Genomic DNA, 16539 nt, shown 5'->3' with positions numbered 1-16539 from the left:
CTGGCAGCCATTGGCATTTACATGTTCAGCGTGGTTACAGGACCACTTGCATATGTTGCCACGGTAATATTTGCCTTAGGGGTATGTTATTTCTGGCCGGTTATGATTGGAGCAGTTGCCCAGCGTGTTCCGCTAAGTGGTGCTTTAGGGATGTCGATTGTTGGAGGTGTTGGGATGTTCTCAACGGCTATATTTCAACCCTTTATAGGAAGTTGGATTGATTCAGCAAGAGCAGAAAATGTAGCATTAGGTTTAAAAGGAGGAGCACTGGAACTTGCTGCAGGGCAGGATACCTTAGTGAAAATGATAGCTTTCCCTGGAATACTGGTGGTGTTGTTCATTATATTTTTCTTCTGGCAAAAAAATGTAAAAACTGCATCAGCTACTGCACATTAATTAATATTAAGACTATAGAAAAAGAGGCCGATCATTAAGAGGGTACTAAAATTCTCTCGTTTATGATCAGCTTTATAAAGCGATCAAATAAAACATGATTTTTGTTTTTGACGATATAAAAAAATAATAAATTTTGGTGCCGGAGTAATACTGCCTATTTTTTACACAGCCCGGCTACTTTTTCGGAATATTCAGTACAAACTAAATTTTGTTAAATGAAACATATAAAACATAGAAGTATCAAAGAATTAGAAGATATTGCTGCTCAGGTAAGAAGGGATATTGTTAGAATGGTACACCGCTGCCAATCTGGTCACCCGGGAGGGTCTCTAGGCTGTGCAGATTTCTTTACCGCACTGTATTTCGAGGTAATGAACCACTCTACTGATTTTACAATGGATGGAAAAGACGAAGATTTGTTTTTCCTTTCTAACGGACACATTTCACCAGTTTTCTACAGCGTTCTGGCCAGGTCGGGATATTTCGACATTAGTGAACTGGCAACTTTCAGAAAATTAAATTCAAGGTTACAAGGTCACCCCACAACTCACGAAGGACTTCCAGGCATTAGAATTGCCTCTGGATCTTTAGGGCAGGGAATGTCTGTGGCTATCGGAGCAGCCCTTGCAAAAAAATTAAATAAAGATCACTCGGTTGTATATTCTTTACATGGTGATGGAGAGTTACAGGAAGGTCAAAATTGGGAAGCGATTATGTATGCTCCTTTTAATAAAGTAGATAACCTGATCTCTTCAGTTGATTATAACGGACAGCAAATTGATGGCCCTACTGAAAAAGTATTATCTCTTGAAAATCTACAGGCAAAATTTGAGGCTTTTGGATGGCATGTGATCAATTCTGATGGTAACGATATGGATTCTATAGTTAAAGCATTGCATTATGCTAAATCACTTTTAGGAAAAGGTAAGCCAATCTTGAATTTAATGAGCACCCAAATGGGCGCTGGTGTTGATTTCATGATGGGATCGCACAAATGGCATGGTGTTGCTCCAAACGACGAGCAGCTTGCACTAGCTCTTGCCCAATTACCAAGTACCTTAAAAGATTATTAATAATGAAAAAATATACATACACTGAAAAAAAAGATACCCGCTCTGGTTTTGGAGCAGGATTACTTGAAGCAGGTAAAAAAAATCCTGAAGTAGTAGCACTATGCGCAGACTTAGTGGGCTCTTTAAAAATGGATGCCTTTATTAAAGAATTCCCTGAACGCTTTTTCCAGATCGGCATTGCTGAGGCAAACATGATCGGTATTGCAGCCGGTTTAACCATTGGTGGTAAAATTCCTTTTACAGGAACTTTTGCCAATTTTTCTACAGGCAGGGTTTATGATCAGATCCGCCAATCGGTAGCTTATTCTGACAAAAACGTAAAAATATGTGCTTCCCATGCTGGCTTAACCCTTGGGGAAGACGGTGCAACTCACCAGATTCTTGAAGACATAGGCTTAATGAAAATGCTTCCTGGCATGACTGTAATTAACCCTTGTGATTATAATCAAACAAAAGCCGCTACTATTGCTATAGCTGAGCATCATGGACCAGTTTATCTGCGTTTTGGTCGCCCTGTAATCCCTGTATTTACTGATCCTGATCAAAAATTCGAGATCGGTAAAGCATGGATGGTAAATGAAGGTACTGATGTAACCATTATTGCTACCGGACACATGGTTTGGAAAGCCATTGAAGCTGGCGAAAAATTAGCAGAAATGGGAATTGATGCTGAAATCATCAATATCCACACCATTAAACCTTTAGATGAAGCAGCAGTTCTGAAATCTGTAAAGAAAACAGGATGTGTGGTTACTTGCGAAGAGCACAATAAGTTTGGCGGATTAGGAGAAAGCATTGCAAGATTACTTTCAACTGAGCTTCCGTCTCCTCAGGAATTTGTTGCTGTTAACGACAGCTTCGGGGAAAGTGGTACTCCTGATCAGTTAATGACTAAATACGGATTAGATTCAATTAATATTATTGAAGCAGCTCAAAAAGTAATTAAAAGAGCAAAAAAATAACTATTTCTTAGCAGAGTATTTTCGGGCCAACGTCGGTTGGCCCGAATTACTTATATGGAACTGAGTTAAATTGTTTAGGATATTTTGAACACCAGTGCATAACTCAGTTTCGACTCTACACCCGGAACTTTGATCGTTAGTCCGTCCGCATTTTGCTGAAAATCTGAGGTTGTTCCCGTACCTAACAACGTTACCTTTTTTATAGCTTTGGTATTCAAGGAACTTCCCTTTGCAAGGCTTTTTATGTTCACCTTTCCGTCTTCTGGCCAGCCAAGAACTGTCGCATACAAATCGTTTCCTTTGGCGGTAAATCTGACATCTTTTGAATCAAATGGTTTTCCTTTGCCTTCATTAAAACCTGGCCCGCTTAGCGGAGCAACATTCTCTATTGCAGGTCCCTCACCGAATACCTTCCAGGGTTTGGTTGCATAAATAGCCTCACTGTTGATTTTCATCCATTCTCCTATTTCCTCTACCACTGCCAGCTCATCAGAGTCAATGGATCCGTCGCCTCGTAAAGGTATATTCAGTAGCAGATTCCCGTTTTTACTTACTACGTCCAGTAGGGTATGAATCACGGTTTTGGCCGACTTGTAATGGTGATTGTCAAAAATTCTCCGGTCATAATGCCAGGCACCGATACAGGTATCTGTTTGCCAGGTATAAGGTTCAATTTTATTGCTTTGCCCGCGTTCGATGTCCCAGATCATACACTTGCGCTGTTGTTCATTCAAAATCTTACCATTGACAACAGCGGTAACTTTTCCATTCTTCTTTACGCTTTTGTTGTACAAGTGGGCAGCAATCCTGAGCCCGGCATCACTGATCGGCCACAATGGTAACACAGTATCGTCAAAATAGACCAGCTCGGGATTGTATTTGTCAATAAGATCGATGGTCCTGTTATAAAACTTTTCGATATACTCCTTTGTAGGCTCTGCCACACCGTTTTCCCAACTCCATTGGGCATGAATGGCGCTGTTGTTTTCGCTGTCTTTACTCAGCGGATGATTCTGTGCATACAAATCTTGTGGATCTTTTCCATCCCACCACTTGCCCTTACCATCTTCTGCTTTAACTTTTCCATCGTAAGGAATACCGGCCTTTGGCCCATGTTTGTCCGCTCGCTGAGCAGTTTCCATCCAGCTCCATGCATGCGATGCATGAACACTTACCCCTAATGGTAATTTATATTTTTTTGCAGCTTTGGCCCAACCAGCCATAAGATCTTTTTTAGGCCCCATATTTACAGAATTCCATTCCTGGTATTTGCTATCATAAAGGTCCATGTTGTCGTGGTGATTTGCCAGCGCAACGAAATACTGTGCGCCTGCTTTTTTGTAGAGACCAACAAGATAATCAGGGTCCCATTTTTCAGCCTTCCACTTATTAATTACATCTTTAAATCCAAATTCGCTTGGATGTCCGTACTTTTCCACGTGGTATTTGTACTGATCAGAGCCTTCTTCGTACATACCTCTGGCGTACCAGTCACCTCGCTCAGGTTCGCACTGCGGACCCCAGTGAGCCCAAATGCCGAACTTGGCGTCTTTATACCATTGAGGGACAACGTATTTTTCCAGAGACTCCCAGGTTGGTGAAAAAGGTATCTTTGCGAATTCCTTACTTCCTGCAGGATCTAAAAAATAATTGGTCGCAGCTATTGATTTGGATAAGGCCATCGCTGGAATAATCGTTGCAAGCCCTTTAATTAGATTTCTTCTTTTCATAAAGATTTGTCAATTTGGTCCTTCAAAGGAAGGGATTTTAAAACTTACCGCAGCTAGGTTGTTTAACCATTTCATAAGCAATATTAACATATTGTGGTGTTAATATTGCTTATGAAATGGTTAAGAGGTGACCTGTGGGTATTTCATCGAAAGTGGCCGTTTTGTAATCTAAAGTCTGGTTTTTTATCTGGATATTTCAATTTTGTTTTTGCGAATTGAGGCAACTTGAACTTCGCTATTCTCCACTTTGATGGTCAGCCTTTTAGTTTTAATAACTAAAAGGCTTTTTTATTTTGGTTAAATATTTTTGTATGTTTTTAGTCGCTATTAGATAAATGAAATTGCATTATATTATTTAATTAGCCCGAGATGCACCTAAAAATGTTCCTGTTATGTGGTTTGGTCTCGAATTTTGAGATGACTTCAGGGCCAAAGCGGAGCTTCCATTGAATTTACCCATTTCTATTTAGTGAAATATATCCTTTCGCGAGTAATTTCTGATTTATACCGATTAGTATTAGCCGATCCTAGTCTGCTTCTTTCCATTAATGATTTTCTGTTAGCATGGCTGTTGGTAAATTAAATAGGCAGTAGGTTTCCGAGGTATGTACTGATTCTTGATTAATTATTTATTCAGAATGACCGATGTAATTAAATTTTTTAAAAAGTTTGCATTTCTTTTCTTTTATTTATATTTTTATGGAAACTAAACTAAAAAATGTCAGCAACAATTAAGAAAGCGCAGCAATTAAGGGCTGACATCATCAAGCAGCTTTATTATAAAAAAAAATCTTCGCTGATTGATTTAAGTAAGCGTACTAAAAAAAGCCTGCCTTTAATTACGTCGGCTGTAAATGCGTTAATGGGGGAGGGTTTAATTATAGAACAGGGTTTCGCGCCATCTACAGGGGGAAGGCGCCCTTTAATGTTTTTATTGAATCCCAATTATAAACGGTACATAATAGCTGTAGCCATGGATCAATTAACTACTCAGTTAACAATATATGATCTCTCGAATCACCAGGTTTTACCAACCCAGGTGGTCGATTTGGATATGACTATGAGTAAAAGTGCCGATACTTTGATCGCATTTATTGATGATTGTATAAAGAAGTCAACAATTGATAAAGAGCGTTTTTTGGGCATTGGTATTGGAATGCCTGGCTTTATCAATGCGGAAAAAGGTATGAATTATTCCTTTATGCAAGTTGAAAAGGACATCAGCCTGCAAGATTACCTCTCAAAAAAAATAGGGTTGCCGGTATACATAGATAACGATTCAAGTTTGATCGCTCTGGCCGAATTAAATTTTGGAGAAGCAAGAAATTTAAGTGATGTGCTCGTGGTCAATATTGGGTGGGGCACTGGCCTTGGAATGATTATCAACGGTAAATTATACCGGGGCAGCAGCGGTTACGCCGGAGAATTTAGCCATATACCCTTGTCTAATTCAAATACTTTGTGCTCCTGCGGCAAGCGGGGATGTCTCGAAGTGGAAACATCTCTTTTGATAATGGTTCAGAAAGCCGAAAAAGCAGTGAGAAATGGTGAAGAAACTAGCTTAAAGGCTCTTTTTAAAGATAAAAGTAAAAGCCATGCTGATCATTTCTTAAATGCAGTTGTAAAGCAAGATCCGCTTGCAATTTCCATTTTAGCTGAAGCCGCATTTCAGATTGGTAAGGGGCTGGCTACTTTAATTCACATTTTAAATCCTGAACGAATTGTGTTAAGTGGACGAGGTGCCAAAGCAGGAAAAATGCTTCTTCCTCCCATACAACAAGCACTCAATGAATTTTGTATACCGCGAATAGCTGAGCAAACTGAAATAATGTTCTCTACTTTAAGTGAAGAGGCAGAGTTGTTAGCAGCTGCCAGTTTAATGGTGGAGAATAGCTTATTCAATTAAAAACTAACTAATATAAATATTTAACTAAAACTAATTGTATATGCAGAAATAAAAGAAGATCCATCAAGAAATCCCTAATTATCCTAAACTAATATTAACTAAATAAATTAAAATTATGAAAAAAATGTACTTAAAGTGTTTTAGTCTGTTGTTGTTATGTTTTTTAACAATAACAGCTTTTGCACAGAAGAATATTACTGGCACGATAAAAGACTCGTCTGGTAATCCCATCCCTGGGGTAAGTGTTCTCGAAAAGGGAACTCAAAATGGAACTTCTACTAACGCCGAAGGAAAATTTGTGCTTTCAGTAAAAGAAGGTGCTAAACTGATTATTAAATCTATCGGTTTGGTTAGCCAGGAAGTTGCCGCTTCAGCCAATCAGACTATTGTGATGGTTGATGACACAGAATCGCTTTCTGAAGTTATTGTTACTGGTTTTGGTGTTAAGAAAGATGTCAAAAGACTAAGTTATTCGGCAACAGCTGTTAGCGGTAGCGAATTGGCAGAAGCAAATAACGCTAATGTGGTAAATGCTTTACAGGGTAAAGTAGCAGGTGTAATGATTAATCAGGGGGCCAGTGGTCCGACTTCTTCTTCAAGAATTAGAATAAGAGGTAATTCATCATTAAGCTCAAATACGCAACCTTTAGTTGTTTATGATGGGATATTAATGGAACCGGGAACTTCCGGAGCAGACTCATGGGGCGACGCGGCAGATTTTGGTAACATCATGAAAAATATTAACTCTGATGATATTGAGAGTATTAGTGTATTAAAGGGAGCTGCTGCATCAGCATTGTATGGTTCAAAAGCTGCAGGTGGAGTATTATTAATTACTTCAAAAAAGGGTAAAACTAGCAAAGGTTTGGGTGTAACCATTTCTCAAACTAGCTCTTTTGATAACGCCTATAAATTTGTAGATCTTCAAAATCAATATGGAGGAGGAATTTCTCCCGTATTTGCTAAAGATGCTAACGGAGTAGATGTTGTTGATCAGTCAGCAGGTTACTATGTAGGTGGTTATTCTTTCGGTCCTAAGTTGGATGGCAGAATGGTAAAGGATTTAGATGGCGTAATGAGACCTTGGGTTGCCAATAATCCATTAGATTATTTTAATACCGGAAAGTTTATCAATACAAACGTATCGGTTGAAGGTGCTAGTGAAAACACAACTTATCGTTTAGCCTATACCAATTTAAATAATTCGAGTGTTGAACCTGGAAATAAACTAAAAAGAGATGCATTTGCACTTAGAGTGACCAGAGAAATTTCGAAATCAATTTCAGTTGATGCGAGTGTAAACTACACCATGTCAAATTCATTGAATCCGGCAAGACAAGGAAGTGCAAATAATCCTTTGTTTGCGTTTACATATTATAAGCCTAGAAACGTTGATTTAAATGCCTATATCAATAACAATATCAACCCGGTAACCGGCGGTGCGTTGGGCTCGAGCGATAGAAATCGTTACGATCCTTACGGTATAGGGTCATTTGCTTATGGACTTCAAAATGACAACAGGACTCAAAAGGAGAATAATTTATTGGCAAATATTGATGTAAATATTAAAATTCTTCCTTGGCTTTCGGCTTTGGTAAGAACAAATACTAACTTTTACAATATTGCTTACGAAAGGAAAAATAGAGGAGCTGGTATTGCCTTCGCTGGTGGCGATTACGAAATAACGCAAAATACCAATAAATCTTATCGTGTTCAAGGCTTGTTAAATGCAACTAAGCAACTTTCAAGTGATTTTGAATTAAATGCCTCAATAGGTGGGGAAACTTATCAAAAAAATCTTGGGAACTCTGCATTTTATAACAGATCGGTTACCAATGGTGGTCTAAAAATTCCTGATGTTTATTCCATTTCAAATTCCATTAATCCTTCAACAACAACTGCTTATCCAAATTTAGGAGAACGTACCGACGCAGTTTATTTGTACGGAGATATTACCTGGAAAAACATGCTGACCTTAAATGTTAGTGGAAGAAATGACTGGTCATCGGCGCTTACTTACAGAGATGGTCACGGTAATTATTCATACTTTTATCCAAGTGTAGGTTTGGCCTGGATATTTACTGAATTACCGGTATTCCAAAATAGTTCGATATTATCTTTTGGTAAGTTAAGGGGATCGTACTCATATACAGGATTATCAGCAAAACCACAGCTTACCAATACTGATGGCTACTACAGACTACAAGATGGTACCTTTAACAATGCTGGCGGCGGTAATCAATCGGTTTATGGATTTAGTGATAACATTCTTAGAAATAGCAATTTAAAAAATGAGTTAACCAAGGAGCTCGAAATTGGTACCAATTTAGGATTCTTCAAAAACCGTTTGAATTTTGATATTGCATACTACAAGAAAAATTCTTACAATCAAATCTTAAGCTTTTCTTTACCACAGGAATCAGGAGTTAGTTCACAATCTTTAAACGCTGGTAACATCCAAAATCAAGGTATCGAGGTCTTGATAACAGGTAAGCCAATCGAATCAAGAGATTTTAATTGGAATGCGTCTGTCACTTTTACACGTAACCGAAACAAAATATTGGAATTAGCACCTGGAGTTGAAAATTACGATTTAGATTTAGCTTTTGGTAACGATATTACTTCTGTTGCCAGAGTAGGGGAACAATACGGATCGTTGATTACAGGTTATGCCTATTCATATTATCAAAAGAAAGACGCAAGCGGCAATCCAATTGCAAGCCCAAGTAATGGCAAAAAAGTATTAGGTAACACAGGTTATGGAACTACCGGTGGCTATTACACTTTTGTTAGATCTCAGGATTATGATGGAACCAGGAAAAATTTAGGAACCATGATGGAAAATTATCTTGCCAGTACAAGACAGGACCTATCTTACAAAAACTTTTCTTTAGGTTTTCAAATTGATGCGAAAATTGGTGGTTTAATGGCTTCAGGAACCCATCAATATGGATCAGCGAATGGTTCATTCACAAATTCATTATTTGGTAGGGATGAAGCTTCCGGAGGAGTAAGTTATACCGATGCAAATGGCGTAACACAACACGATGGTATTATTCCGGATGGAGTATTAAACGATGGATTAAAGGCTAATGGAGTAGACTTAGGTGGAATGACTTATGCAGATGCGGTTAAACAAGGTTTGTTAAAACCAATACCTGCTTACGCATATTATGAAAATTTAAGTCAATGGTCTAGTGGTATTAGAGAGTATTCAGTATTTGAAAATTCTTGGGTAGCACTTCGCGAAGTAACAGTAGGCTACACTGTACCAAGTAAATATTTAAGTAAATTAAAAATAAATACTTTAAGCCTGAATTTAACCGGTAGAAACATAGCTTATCTATACAAAACAGCTAAGGATGGTGTAAATCCTGAAAGCATCTTTAGCAATAGAGCAGGTGCTTTTGCTGAGTATGGTGGTTTCCCTTTGGTAAGAAGCTTAGGTTTTAATATCAGAGCATCGTTTTAATTATTTAAATAATACAGATATGAAAATTATAAATAAAGCAAAATATTTTTTCCTTATGGGTTCAACCTTGCTTGCAATGAGTGGTTGTAAAAAGGAAAGCTTTGTAAAGGCAAATTTAAACCCTAATACACTGTACGAGGTTAAGCCGGAAGATCAATTTCTTAGGGCTGCAGTAGGGTCTCAAGATGATTTTGAATACTTCGCCGATGTGTATCGTGCTGCAAATCTTTGGATGCAGTACAGTACTTTAAGCACTGGAAACGGATTGAATTTTAATAATGTTGGCTCGCAATTTAATACGCGTTATGGTAAAATATTTTATGGCAGATTAGGCCCAGCTTTAGTTGATGGGATAAAAAACATAGAATCAATGCCTGATGCTGATAAAAATGCAAGGGTTCAGATGAAAGCAATTTCACAAATACTTTTATCTTACTATGCATTTTATGTGAGTGATATCAACGGAAGTATACCGTATACTCAAGCTTTTCAAGCAAGGTATGGCGGTACTACCACCCCTATTTATGATACCCAACAGCAAATATTTGCAAAAGTGGACGAAGAACTGAAAGCAGCGGTAGCTACTTTAAAAAGCTCAACCACAGGTCAGATCAGTCTTGGTGGAAATGATCCATATTTTAATGGAGATGCAACACTTTGGGCTAAAGCAGCAAATGCTTTGCGCTTGAAAATAGCTATTCGCTTAATGAAAGTTGACCCAGCCAAAATGAAAACAATTGCAACGGAAGTATTAGCAGATCCAGTGCAAATGGCAAATGTTAATGATTCCTGGATGCTTAAGGTGGGACCATCCTATGCAGATGGTGGCGGAAACTTTAACCCTGCAAACTTTGCAGCAGGTAAACCTGTTTTAGACTTTCTGGTTGCCAAAGGCGATCCTAGGTTAGCCATATATTACCGTCCAAATGCAGCTGGAAATTATGTTGGAAGTTTTACCAGTCCTGATGAAGCAAAATTACCTGCAAATGCGCCATTGTATGCTTCGTTAGATAATTTATCACAGTTACAACACAGGTTATTTACACCTAATTATAACGAAAACGATGGCCAGGGTGCGGGTAAAGGTAAAGGCTTTTTTCCTGTACTTACTTATGCCGAGTATTGCTTTATCCGTGCTGATCTTGCAGCCCGTGGTGTTACTACAGACGTTGCCGAAACATGGTATAAAAATGGAGTATACGCGTCCATTCAATTTTACAGTGACAGAGCTGTTGATGCGAATGTGACAGGTTTTACTGCAGTAACTACCCCAGCAATCGATACTTATTATAATAAAGCTGGAGTTAAATTTGATGCGGCTAAAGCTACTGATCAAATCGCTTGTCAGGCTTATTTGGATCTTTTCAGACAACCATTAGAAGCTTGGGCTTGGTGGAAAAGAACTGGTTTTCCTAATACTACGTCTGTTTTGGCATGGTCTGAACTAAAGGCCAATGGGACACCGCTAGTTTTAGCGCGTAGAGCAGGTATAGATTTGTTAAGTCCAACCAACTTAAATTATGCAAATCAACAAACTGCATTGGCAGAAATGGCTAAAAATCCAGATTTTGGAACCGGTCCAAATGATGCCTTTGGTCGTGTTTGGTGGGATAAAAAATAATTGTTAAATTAAAAAGCCCTTAATAATTTTATTAAGGGCTTTTTTTAATCAAAAACCATGAGGCCGTTTATTTTTCGATTAAGTTTTTTGCTCTCCTTAGCCATTTTCCCTGTTGTTATAAAAGCTCAGGAAAAAATGATCTCTCCTGCAAAAATAAATTCGATTAAATTAATTGATTTAGGCGGTAAAGAAAGTCGAGTCAATCTAAGTAAAGCAGTAGTCTTTATTTTTTTAAGCCCCGAATGCCCATTGTGTAAAAACTATTTACCGGGTTTGATAAAGCTTCAAAATGCTAATAAAAGCATCAATTTTTATGGTATAATCCCGGGTACCAGTTATTCATTAAAAGAAATAAATGAACTTAAAAATGAATACGGGATCAACTTCAGTTTATTAACTGACAGAGAGAAACGATTGTCAAAATATTTAGGTGCAACCACAACACCTGAAGTTTTTTTAATTAATAAAATGGGGGCAATAACCTATAGTGGACTAATCGATAACTGGGCTACCTCGCTAGGACAAAAACGTTTGGTAATTACTGAGAAATATCTTGAACAAGCTATAAAAGACCAGTTAAATGGTAAACAAACATTTAAAAAAACTATTCCTGTTGGGTGCCTAATCAACGATATATAATGAGCTCAAAATCTTTACTACTTTCAAAAATTATTACCATTGTAATTGGGTTATTCATTTGCGCAAATAACGTAAATGCCCAAAAAATAACTTACTATAAAGATGTTGCACCCATTATTCAAAATAAGTGTCAATCCTGCCATAGGCCTGGGGAGTCTGCTCCATTTTCTTTATTAACTTATGAGGATGTTGCAAAAAGAGGCTCTTTTATTAAAAAGGTAACACAATCTGGTTATATGCCGCCATGGAAACCAGATAACCATTACAGATTATTTAAGAATGATAGGTCATTAACGAATGAAGAAAAGCTAACTATAGCCAAGTGGGTTGACGCAAAAATGCCAATGGGCAATATCAGCGAAACGCCAAAAACTGCAGTTAAAACATTTATTGAAGGGACCCAGTATTCCAGGAAGCCTGATCTTGTTTTACAAACAATTAAACCATTTAAAGTTATTGGCGATAATAAGGAGCGGTTTATTGTTTTTAAAATTCCTTTTAACATTGGTGCTGAAAATAACGTCGAAGCAATGGAGTTTTTTTCATCCAATAAAAAAGTAATACATCACGCTAACTTTGCCATTCACCCTGTAGCAGATGATATTGAAATTAACCAGGGTGCTGATTTTTTAAATTTAACAGAGGATGACAGGACCAAATACTCGCAGTACTTTCCTTTTAAAAAAACAATGACCTACTATGGTGGATGGATTCCAGGAACATCTTATGAATCTTATCCCAATAATTTTGGTTGGGTTATGCCTAAACGGGGTGTCATCTTATTAACCATACATTATGCTCCGGTTTCGAAAGACGAAGAAAGTATTTCCGGAATAAATTTCTTTTTCAAAAAAACACCAATAGAACGAAAAGTTGAGGTGATTAGCTTAGGTTCTGCCGGTGTAGGCGAAAACGCTATCGAGCCTTATTTTTTCATCCCCGCTGATTCCGTAAGAAAGTTCGAACTAAAAATCACAACACCGCAAGATCAATCTTTACTATACATTTGGCCACATATGCATTACTTAGGTAAAATATTCAAATCATATGCGGTAACGCCTCAGCAAGACACAATACAGCTCGTTTCAATCCCATCCTGGGATTTTAGATGGCAAGAAATTTACCAATTTAAAAGTTTAGTAAAAATTCCCAAAGGCTCTGTATTAACCATAGAGGGTACTTATGATAATACAAAGAGTAACCCTAACAATCCCAGTAGTCCGCCTCGAAACGTTTATTCGGCCAATGACATGAAGTCAACCGATGAGATGATGACCATGTTGCTTGTATTTTTACCTTATAAAGAAAATGACGAACAAGTAGAATTAAAATAAAGATTTGCAGCTACCCATGTAATAATACTTTAGGTTGATTTAAAAAAAAATACCATGAAAATAAAGATATGGCTATCTGCACTTTTCTTCTCAGTACTAGCTGTTGTTAACAATGCCAATGGGCAACAGCCTTTATTTTCCTTGCTACCAGCAAAAGAAACAAATATCAGTTTTGTAAATAGGGTAATTGAAACCGATTCATTACATGTGATGAATTATGAATATTTGTATAACGGGTCGGGAGTTGGAGTAGCGGATTTTAATGGTGATGGTTTGCCTGACATTTTTTTTTCGGCAAATGCCGGAGATTATAAATTATACCTTAATAAGGGTAATTTAAAGTTCGAAGATATTACCAATAAAGCAGGTGTAAAAGGAAATGGCACCTGGGCGACAGGAGTAAGTATAGCAGATGTAAATGGAGACGGTTTGCCTGATATATATGTTTGTCATTCAGGAAAATTTCCTGATGATAAACTCAAAAATGAATTGTTTATTAATCAGGGAATTAAAGGAGGTATACCTATTTTTAAAAACATGGCCGAAACTTATGGTCTTGATGCAATAGGAACTCAATCTACCCAGGCGGTTTTTTTTGATTATGACAATGATGGTGATTTAGATATGTTTTTGCTAAATCATTCCAACCAAACTTATAAGCCTTTTTTAAATACTAAAAAAGTACGATCTACCCCAAATATGAAATACGGGAATCGTTTATTTAGAAATGATTCTAAAAATAATCAACCTCATTTTGTAGACGTTACTTTAGCCTCAGGGATTATAAACAATGCCTTAAATTTTGGGCTAAGTGTAGCGGTAAGCGATTTAAACAATGATGGCTGGCCAGATATTTATACCTCAAGTGACTATACCGAACAAGATTGCCTTTACATCAATAATAAGAATGGAACTTTTTCGGAAAGTATCCGGAAATCAATTAAACACATCTCAAAATATTCAATGGGTTCGGACATTGCCGATTATAACAATGATGGAAGACCGGATATCTTGACTCTTGACATGCTGCCAGAAGATAACCACAGGCAAAAACTGCTTAAAGGGCCGGATGAATACGATCAATATCACTTATTGTTAGACAGTGGATATTATAACCAGCAAATGAGAAATATGCTACACTTAAATGAAGGTGTGGCGCAGGATGGTAGCTTGCGCTTTAGTGAAATAGGTCAGTTGGCAGGTGTTTCTAATACAGATTGGAGTTGGGCATCGTTATTTGCAGATTTTGACAACGATGGCTGGAAAGATTTATTTATATCCAATGGTTATTTAAGAGATTTTACCGACATGGATTTCTTAAAATATACAGTTGCCAGTGCACAAAAAGAATCGCTTAAACAAGGGAATTTAAAGTTTCAAACTTTCGATTTGGTAAAAAAAATGCCCTCAAACAAAATTTCAAATTATATTTTTTCTAACAATCATGATTTAACTTTTAGTAACAAAACGGCAGAGTGGGGAGTTTCAGAGCCTTCTGTTTCCAATGGTGCCGCTTATGCTGATTTAGATAATGACGGTGATCTGGACTTGATTGTTTGTAATATAAACTCACCTGTAATGGTGTATAAAAATAACTCAGAATTACTAAAACCCAACTATTTGAAAATTGAGCTTATCGGTACGGGGTTAAATACGGCTGCAATAGGAGCTAAAATTTATGTTAAAACAAAAGATAACATACAGTATCAGGAAAAATATGTGGTACGTGGTTATCAATCTAGTGTAAGTCAAACAAATTGTTTTGGTGTAGGTAAAAATACTGAAATAAATTCCGTTAGGGTCATTTGGCCTGATGGAAAAGAGAGCTTTATTGAAAATATACAATCGAACCGGACATTAACTTTCAATCAGAAGGATGCGGTAATCAAAAAAGAGAATATTACTAAAACAAAACCCTTGTTTGTAGATAACACACTAGAATCGGGACTAGAATTTAAACATAATGAGAATGATTTTATAGACTTTAAAGTCGAAACGCTTTTACCTTATCAGCTATCAAAATTCGGCCCTGCTTTAGCCAAGGCAGATGTTAATAAAGATGGAATAGAAGATGTTTTTATAGGAGGGGCAATTGGACAGACAGGTCAATTATTCTTAGGTAATAAAGAAGGAAACTTTAGTCCCTCGCCAAATCAACCTTGGGATGAAGACAAAGTGAGTGAAGATGTAAATGCAGTTTTTTTTGATGCAAATGGCGATGGGGCTCCTGATCTTTGGGTGGTAAGCGGTGGAAATGAATATGATGAAAACGCGCCTGAATATCAGGATCGATTATATCTAAATGATGGGAAAGGTATTTTTCACAAAGCTAAAGACGCATTGCCGAAAATGTGGAGTAGTAAACAGGCTATTAGCGTTGTTGACTTTGATAAGGATGGAGATTTAGATGTTTTTGTTGGCGGAATGAGTAAACCGGGCTCTTTCCCGCTATGTAGTAAAAGCTATTTGCTGCGAAATGAATCAAAAGGAGGGGAAGTAAAATTTAGCGACGTAACCAGCCAACTTTCTCCCGATTTGGAGTACGCGGGAATGGTTGTTACATCTTGTTGGCAGGATTTGAATAAAGATGGATATCCAGAATTGTTAATTGGCGGAGACTGGATGTCGTTAAAGAAGTTTACAAATGAGAATGGGGTTTTGAAATATGATAAAGACTCGGGCTTAGAAAATTCAGACGGTATGTGGAGTAAGATCGTACCAATGGATGTGAACAATGATGGAGCAATTGATTTCGTTGTAGGGAATTGCGGTTTAAACAATCAATTTAAAGCGAATAGTAAGCAACCAATGACCATTTATGCTTCAGATTTTAATAATGATGGCGCATTAGATCCAATTATGTGTTACTACATTCAGGGAGAAAACTATCCAATGGCATCTAGAGATGAACTACTTGATCAGATGGTTCAATTAAAAAAACGGTTTTTAAGTTATAGTTCCTATTCGGACATAACTATAGATAAGTTATTTACACCGGAGCAGTTAAACCAAAGTCAGAAATTTTACTACAAACAACTCGAAACATCCATTTTGTTAAATGATGGAACCGGGAAGTTTACCATTAAGCCCCTTCCGATCGAAGCGCAGTTTTCCAGAACATGGGGTATAGTTGTAGATGATTTTAACAAGGATGGAAAAGATGATCTCCTTTTGAGTGGAAATTTTTATCCCTATCGGGTTCAGCTAGGTCAGGCAGATGCTGGTTTGGGTTTACTTTTAATTGGAAATGGCAAAGGTGATTTTAAACCAATGTCTCCTTACGATTCGGGGCTGTATATAGATGGAGACGTTAGAAATATGATTGAGATTAAAGGAGAAACCAAAAAAATTATTATCGTTAAAAATAATGATAAAGTTCAGCTTTTAAAGGCTGCTAATTAAATCG

The 16539-nt window shown here is 37.3% G+C and carries 9 protein-coding genes and 1 pseudogene; 9 read left to right on the top strand and 1 reads right to left on the bottom strand.

Features of this window, described 5'->3' with window-relative positions:
• The 3 genes and pseudogenes from HQN86_RS11285 to HQN86_RS11275 form a co-directional block, all read left to right on the top strand.
• Positions 1-396, top strand: a pseudogene (locus HQN86_RS11285) (hypothetical protein); the annotation flags it as partial.
• 215 nt (positions 397-611) lie between these two features.
• Positions 612-1469 (top strand): transketolase, encoded by an 858-nt coding sequence (locus HQN86_RS11280; protein WP_172661064.1) that lies wholly within the window; start codon positions 612-614, stop codon positions 1467-1469.
• Between the two features lie 2 nt (positions 1470-1471).
• Positions 1472-2431: a transketolase family protein gene (locus HQN86_RS11275; protein WP_048903308.1), complete on the top strand. Its 960-nt coding sequence runs from the start codon at positions 1472-1474 to the stop codon at positions 2429-2431.
• A 74-nt stretch (positions 2432-2505) separates the two neighbouring features.
• Here HQN86_RS11275 and HQN86_RS11270 read toward each other — a convergent pair whose 3' ends face one another.
• Positions 2506-4161, bottom strand: coding sequence for an alpha-L-fucosidase (locus tag HQN86_RS11270; protein ID WP_172661063.1), 1656 nt, complete (start codon positions 4159-4161; stop codon positions 2506-2508).
• 718 nt (positions 4162-4879) lie between these two features.
• Here HQN86_RS11270 and HQN86_RS11265 point away from each other — a divergent pair.
• From HQN86_RS11265 to HQN86_RS11240, 6 genes are all read left to right on the top strand, one after another.
• Positions 4880-6067: an ROK family protein gene (locus HQN86_RS11265; RefSeq protein WP_172661062.1), complete on the top strand. Its 1188-nt coding sequence runs from the start codon at positions 4880-4882 to the stop codon at positions 6065-6067.
• Positions 6068-6182: 115 nt separating this feature from the next.
• Entirely contained in the window at positions 6183-9539 is a 3357-nt protein-coding gene (locus HQN86_RS11260; protein WP_216854379.1) for a SusC/RagA family TonB-linked outer membrane protein, read from the top strand.
• Positions 9540-9558: 19 nt separating this feature from the next.
• On the top strand, positions 9559-11160 hold the full coding sequence (locus tag HQN86_RS11255) for a SusD/RagB family nutrient-binding outer membrane lipoprotein (RefSeq protein WP_172661061.1): 1602 nt from the start codon (positions 9559-9561) through the stop codon (positions 11158-11160).
• Between the two features lie 57 nt (positions 11161-11217).
• Entirely contained in the window at positions 11218-11799 is a 582-nt protein-coding gene (locus HQN86_RS11250) for a redoxin domain-containing protein (protein WP_172661060.1), read from the top strand.
• Complete coding sequence (locus HQN86_RS11245; protein WP_172661059.1) at positions 11799-13133, top strand: cytochrome c; 1335 nt, start codon at positions 11799-11801, stop codon at positions 13131-13133. The genes HQN86_RS11250 and HQN86_RS11245 overlap by 1 nt, the downstream gene beginning before the upstream one ends.
• Before the next feature lie 54 nt (positions 13134-13187).
• Positions 13188-16535 (top strand): VCBS repeat-containing protein, encoded by a 3348-nt coding sequence (locus tag HQN86_RS11240; protein ID WP_172661058.1) that lies wholly within the window; start codon positions 13188-13190, stop codon positions 16533-16535.
• Positions 16536-16539 lie beyond the last annotated feature (4 nt).

The organism is Pedobacter panaciterrae (assembly GCF_013204795.1).
Lineage (GTDB): Bacteria > Bacteroidota > Bacteroidia > Sphingobacteriales > Sphingobacteriaceae > Pedobacter > Pedobacter panaciterrae.
Note: the sequence above shows the minus strand (reverse complement) of the source record. Positions and strands in the feature narration are given on the sequence as shown.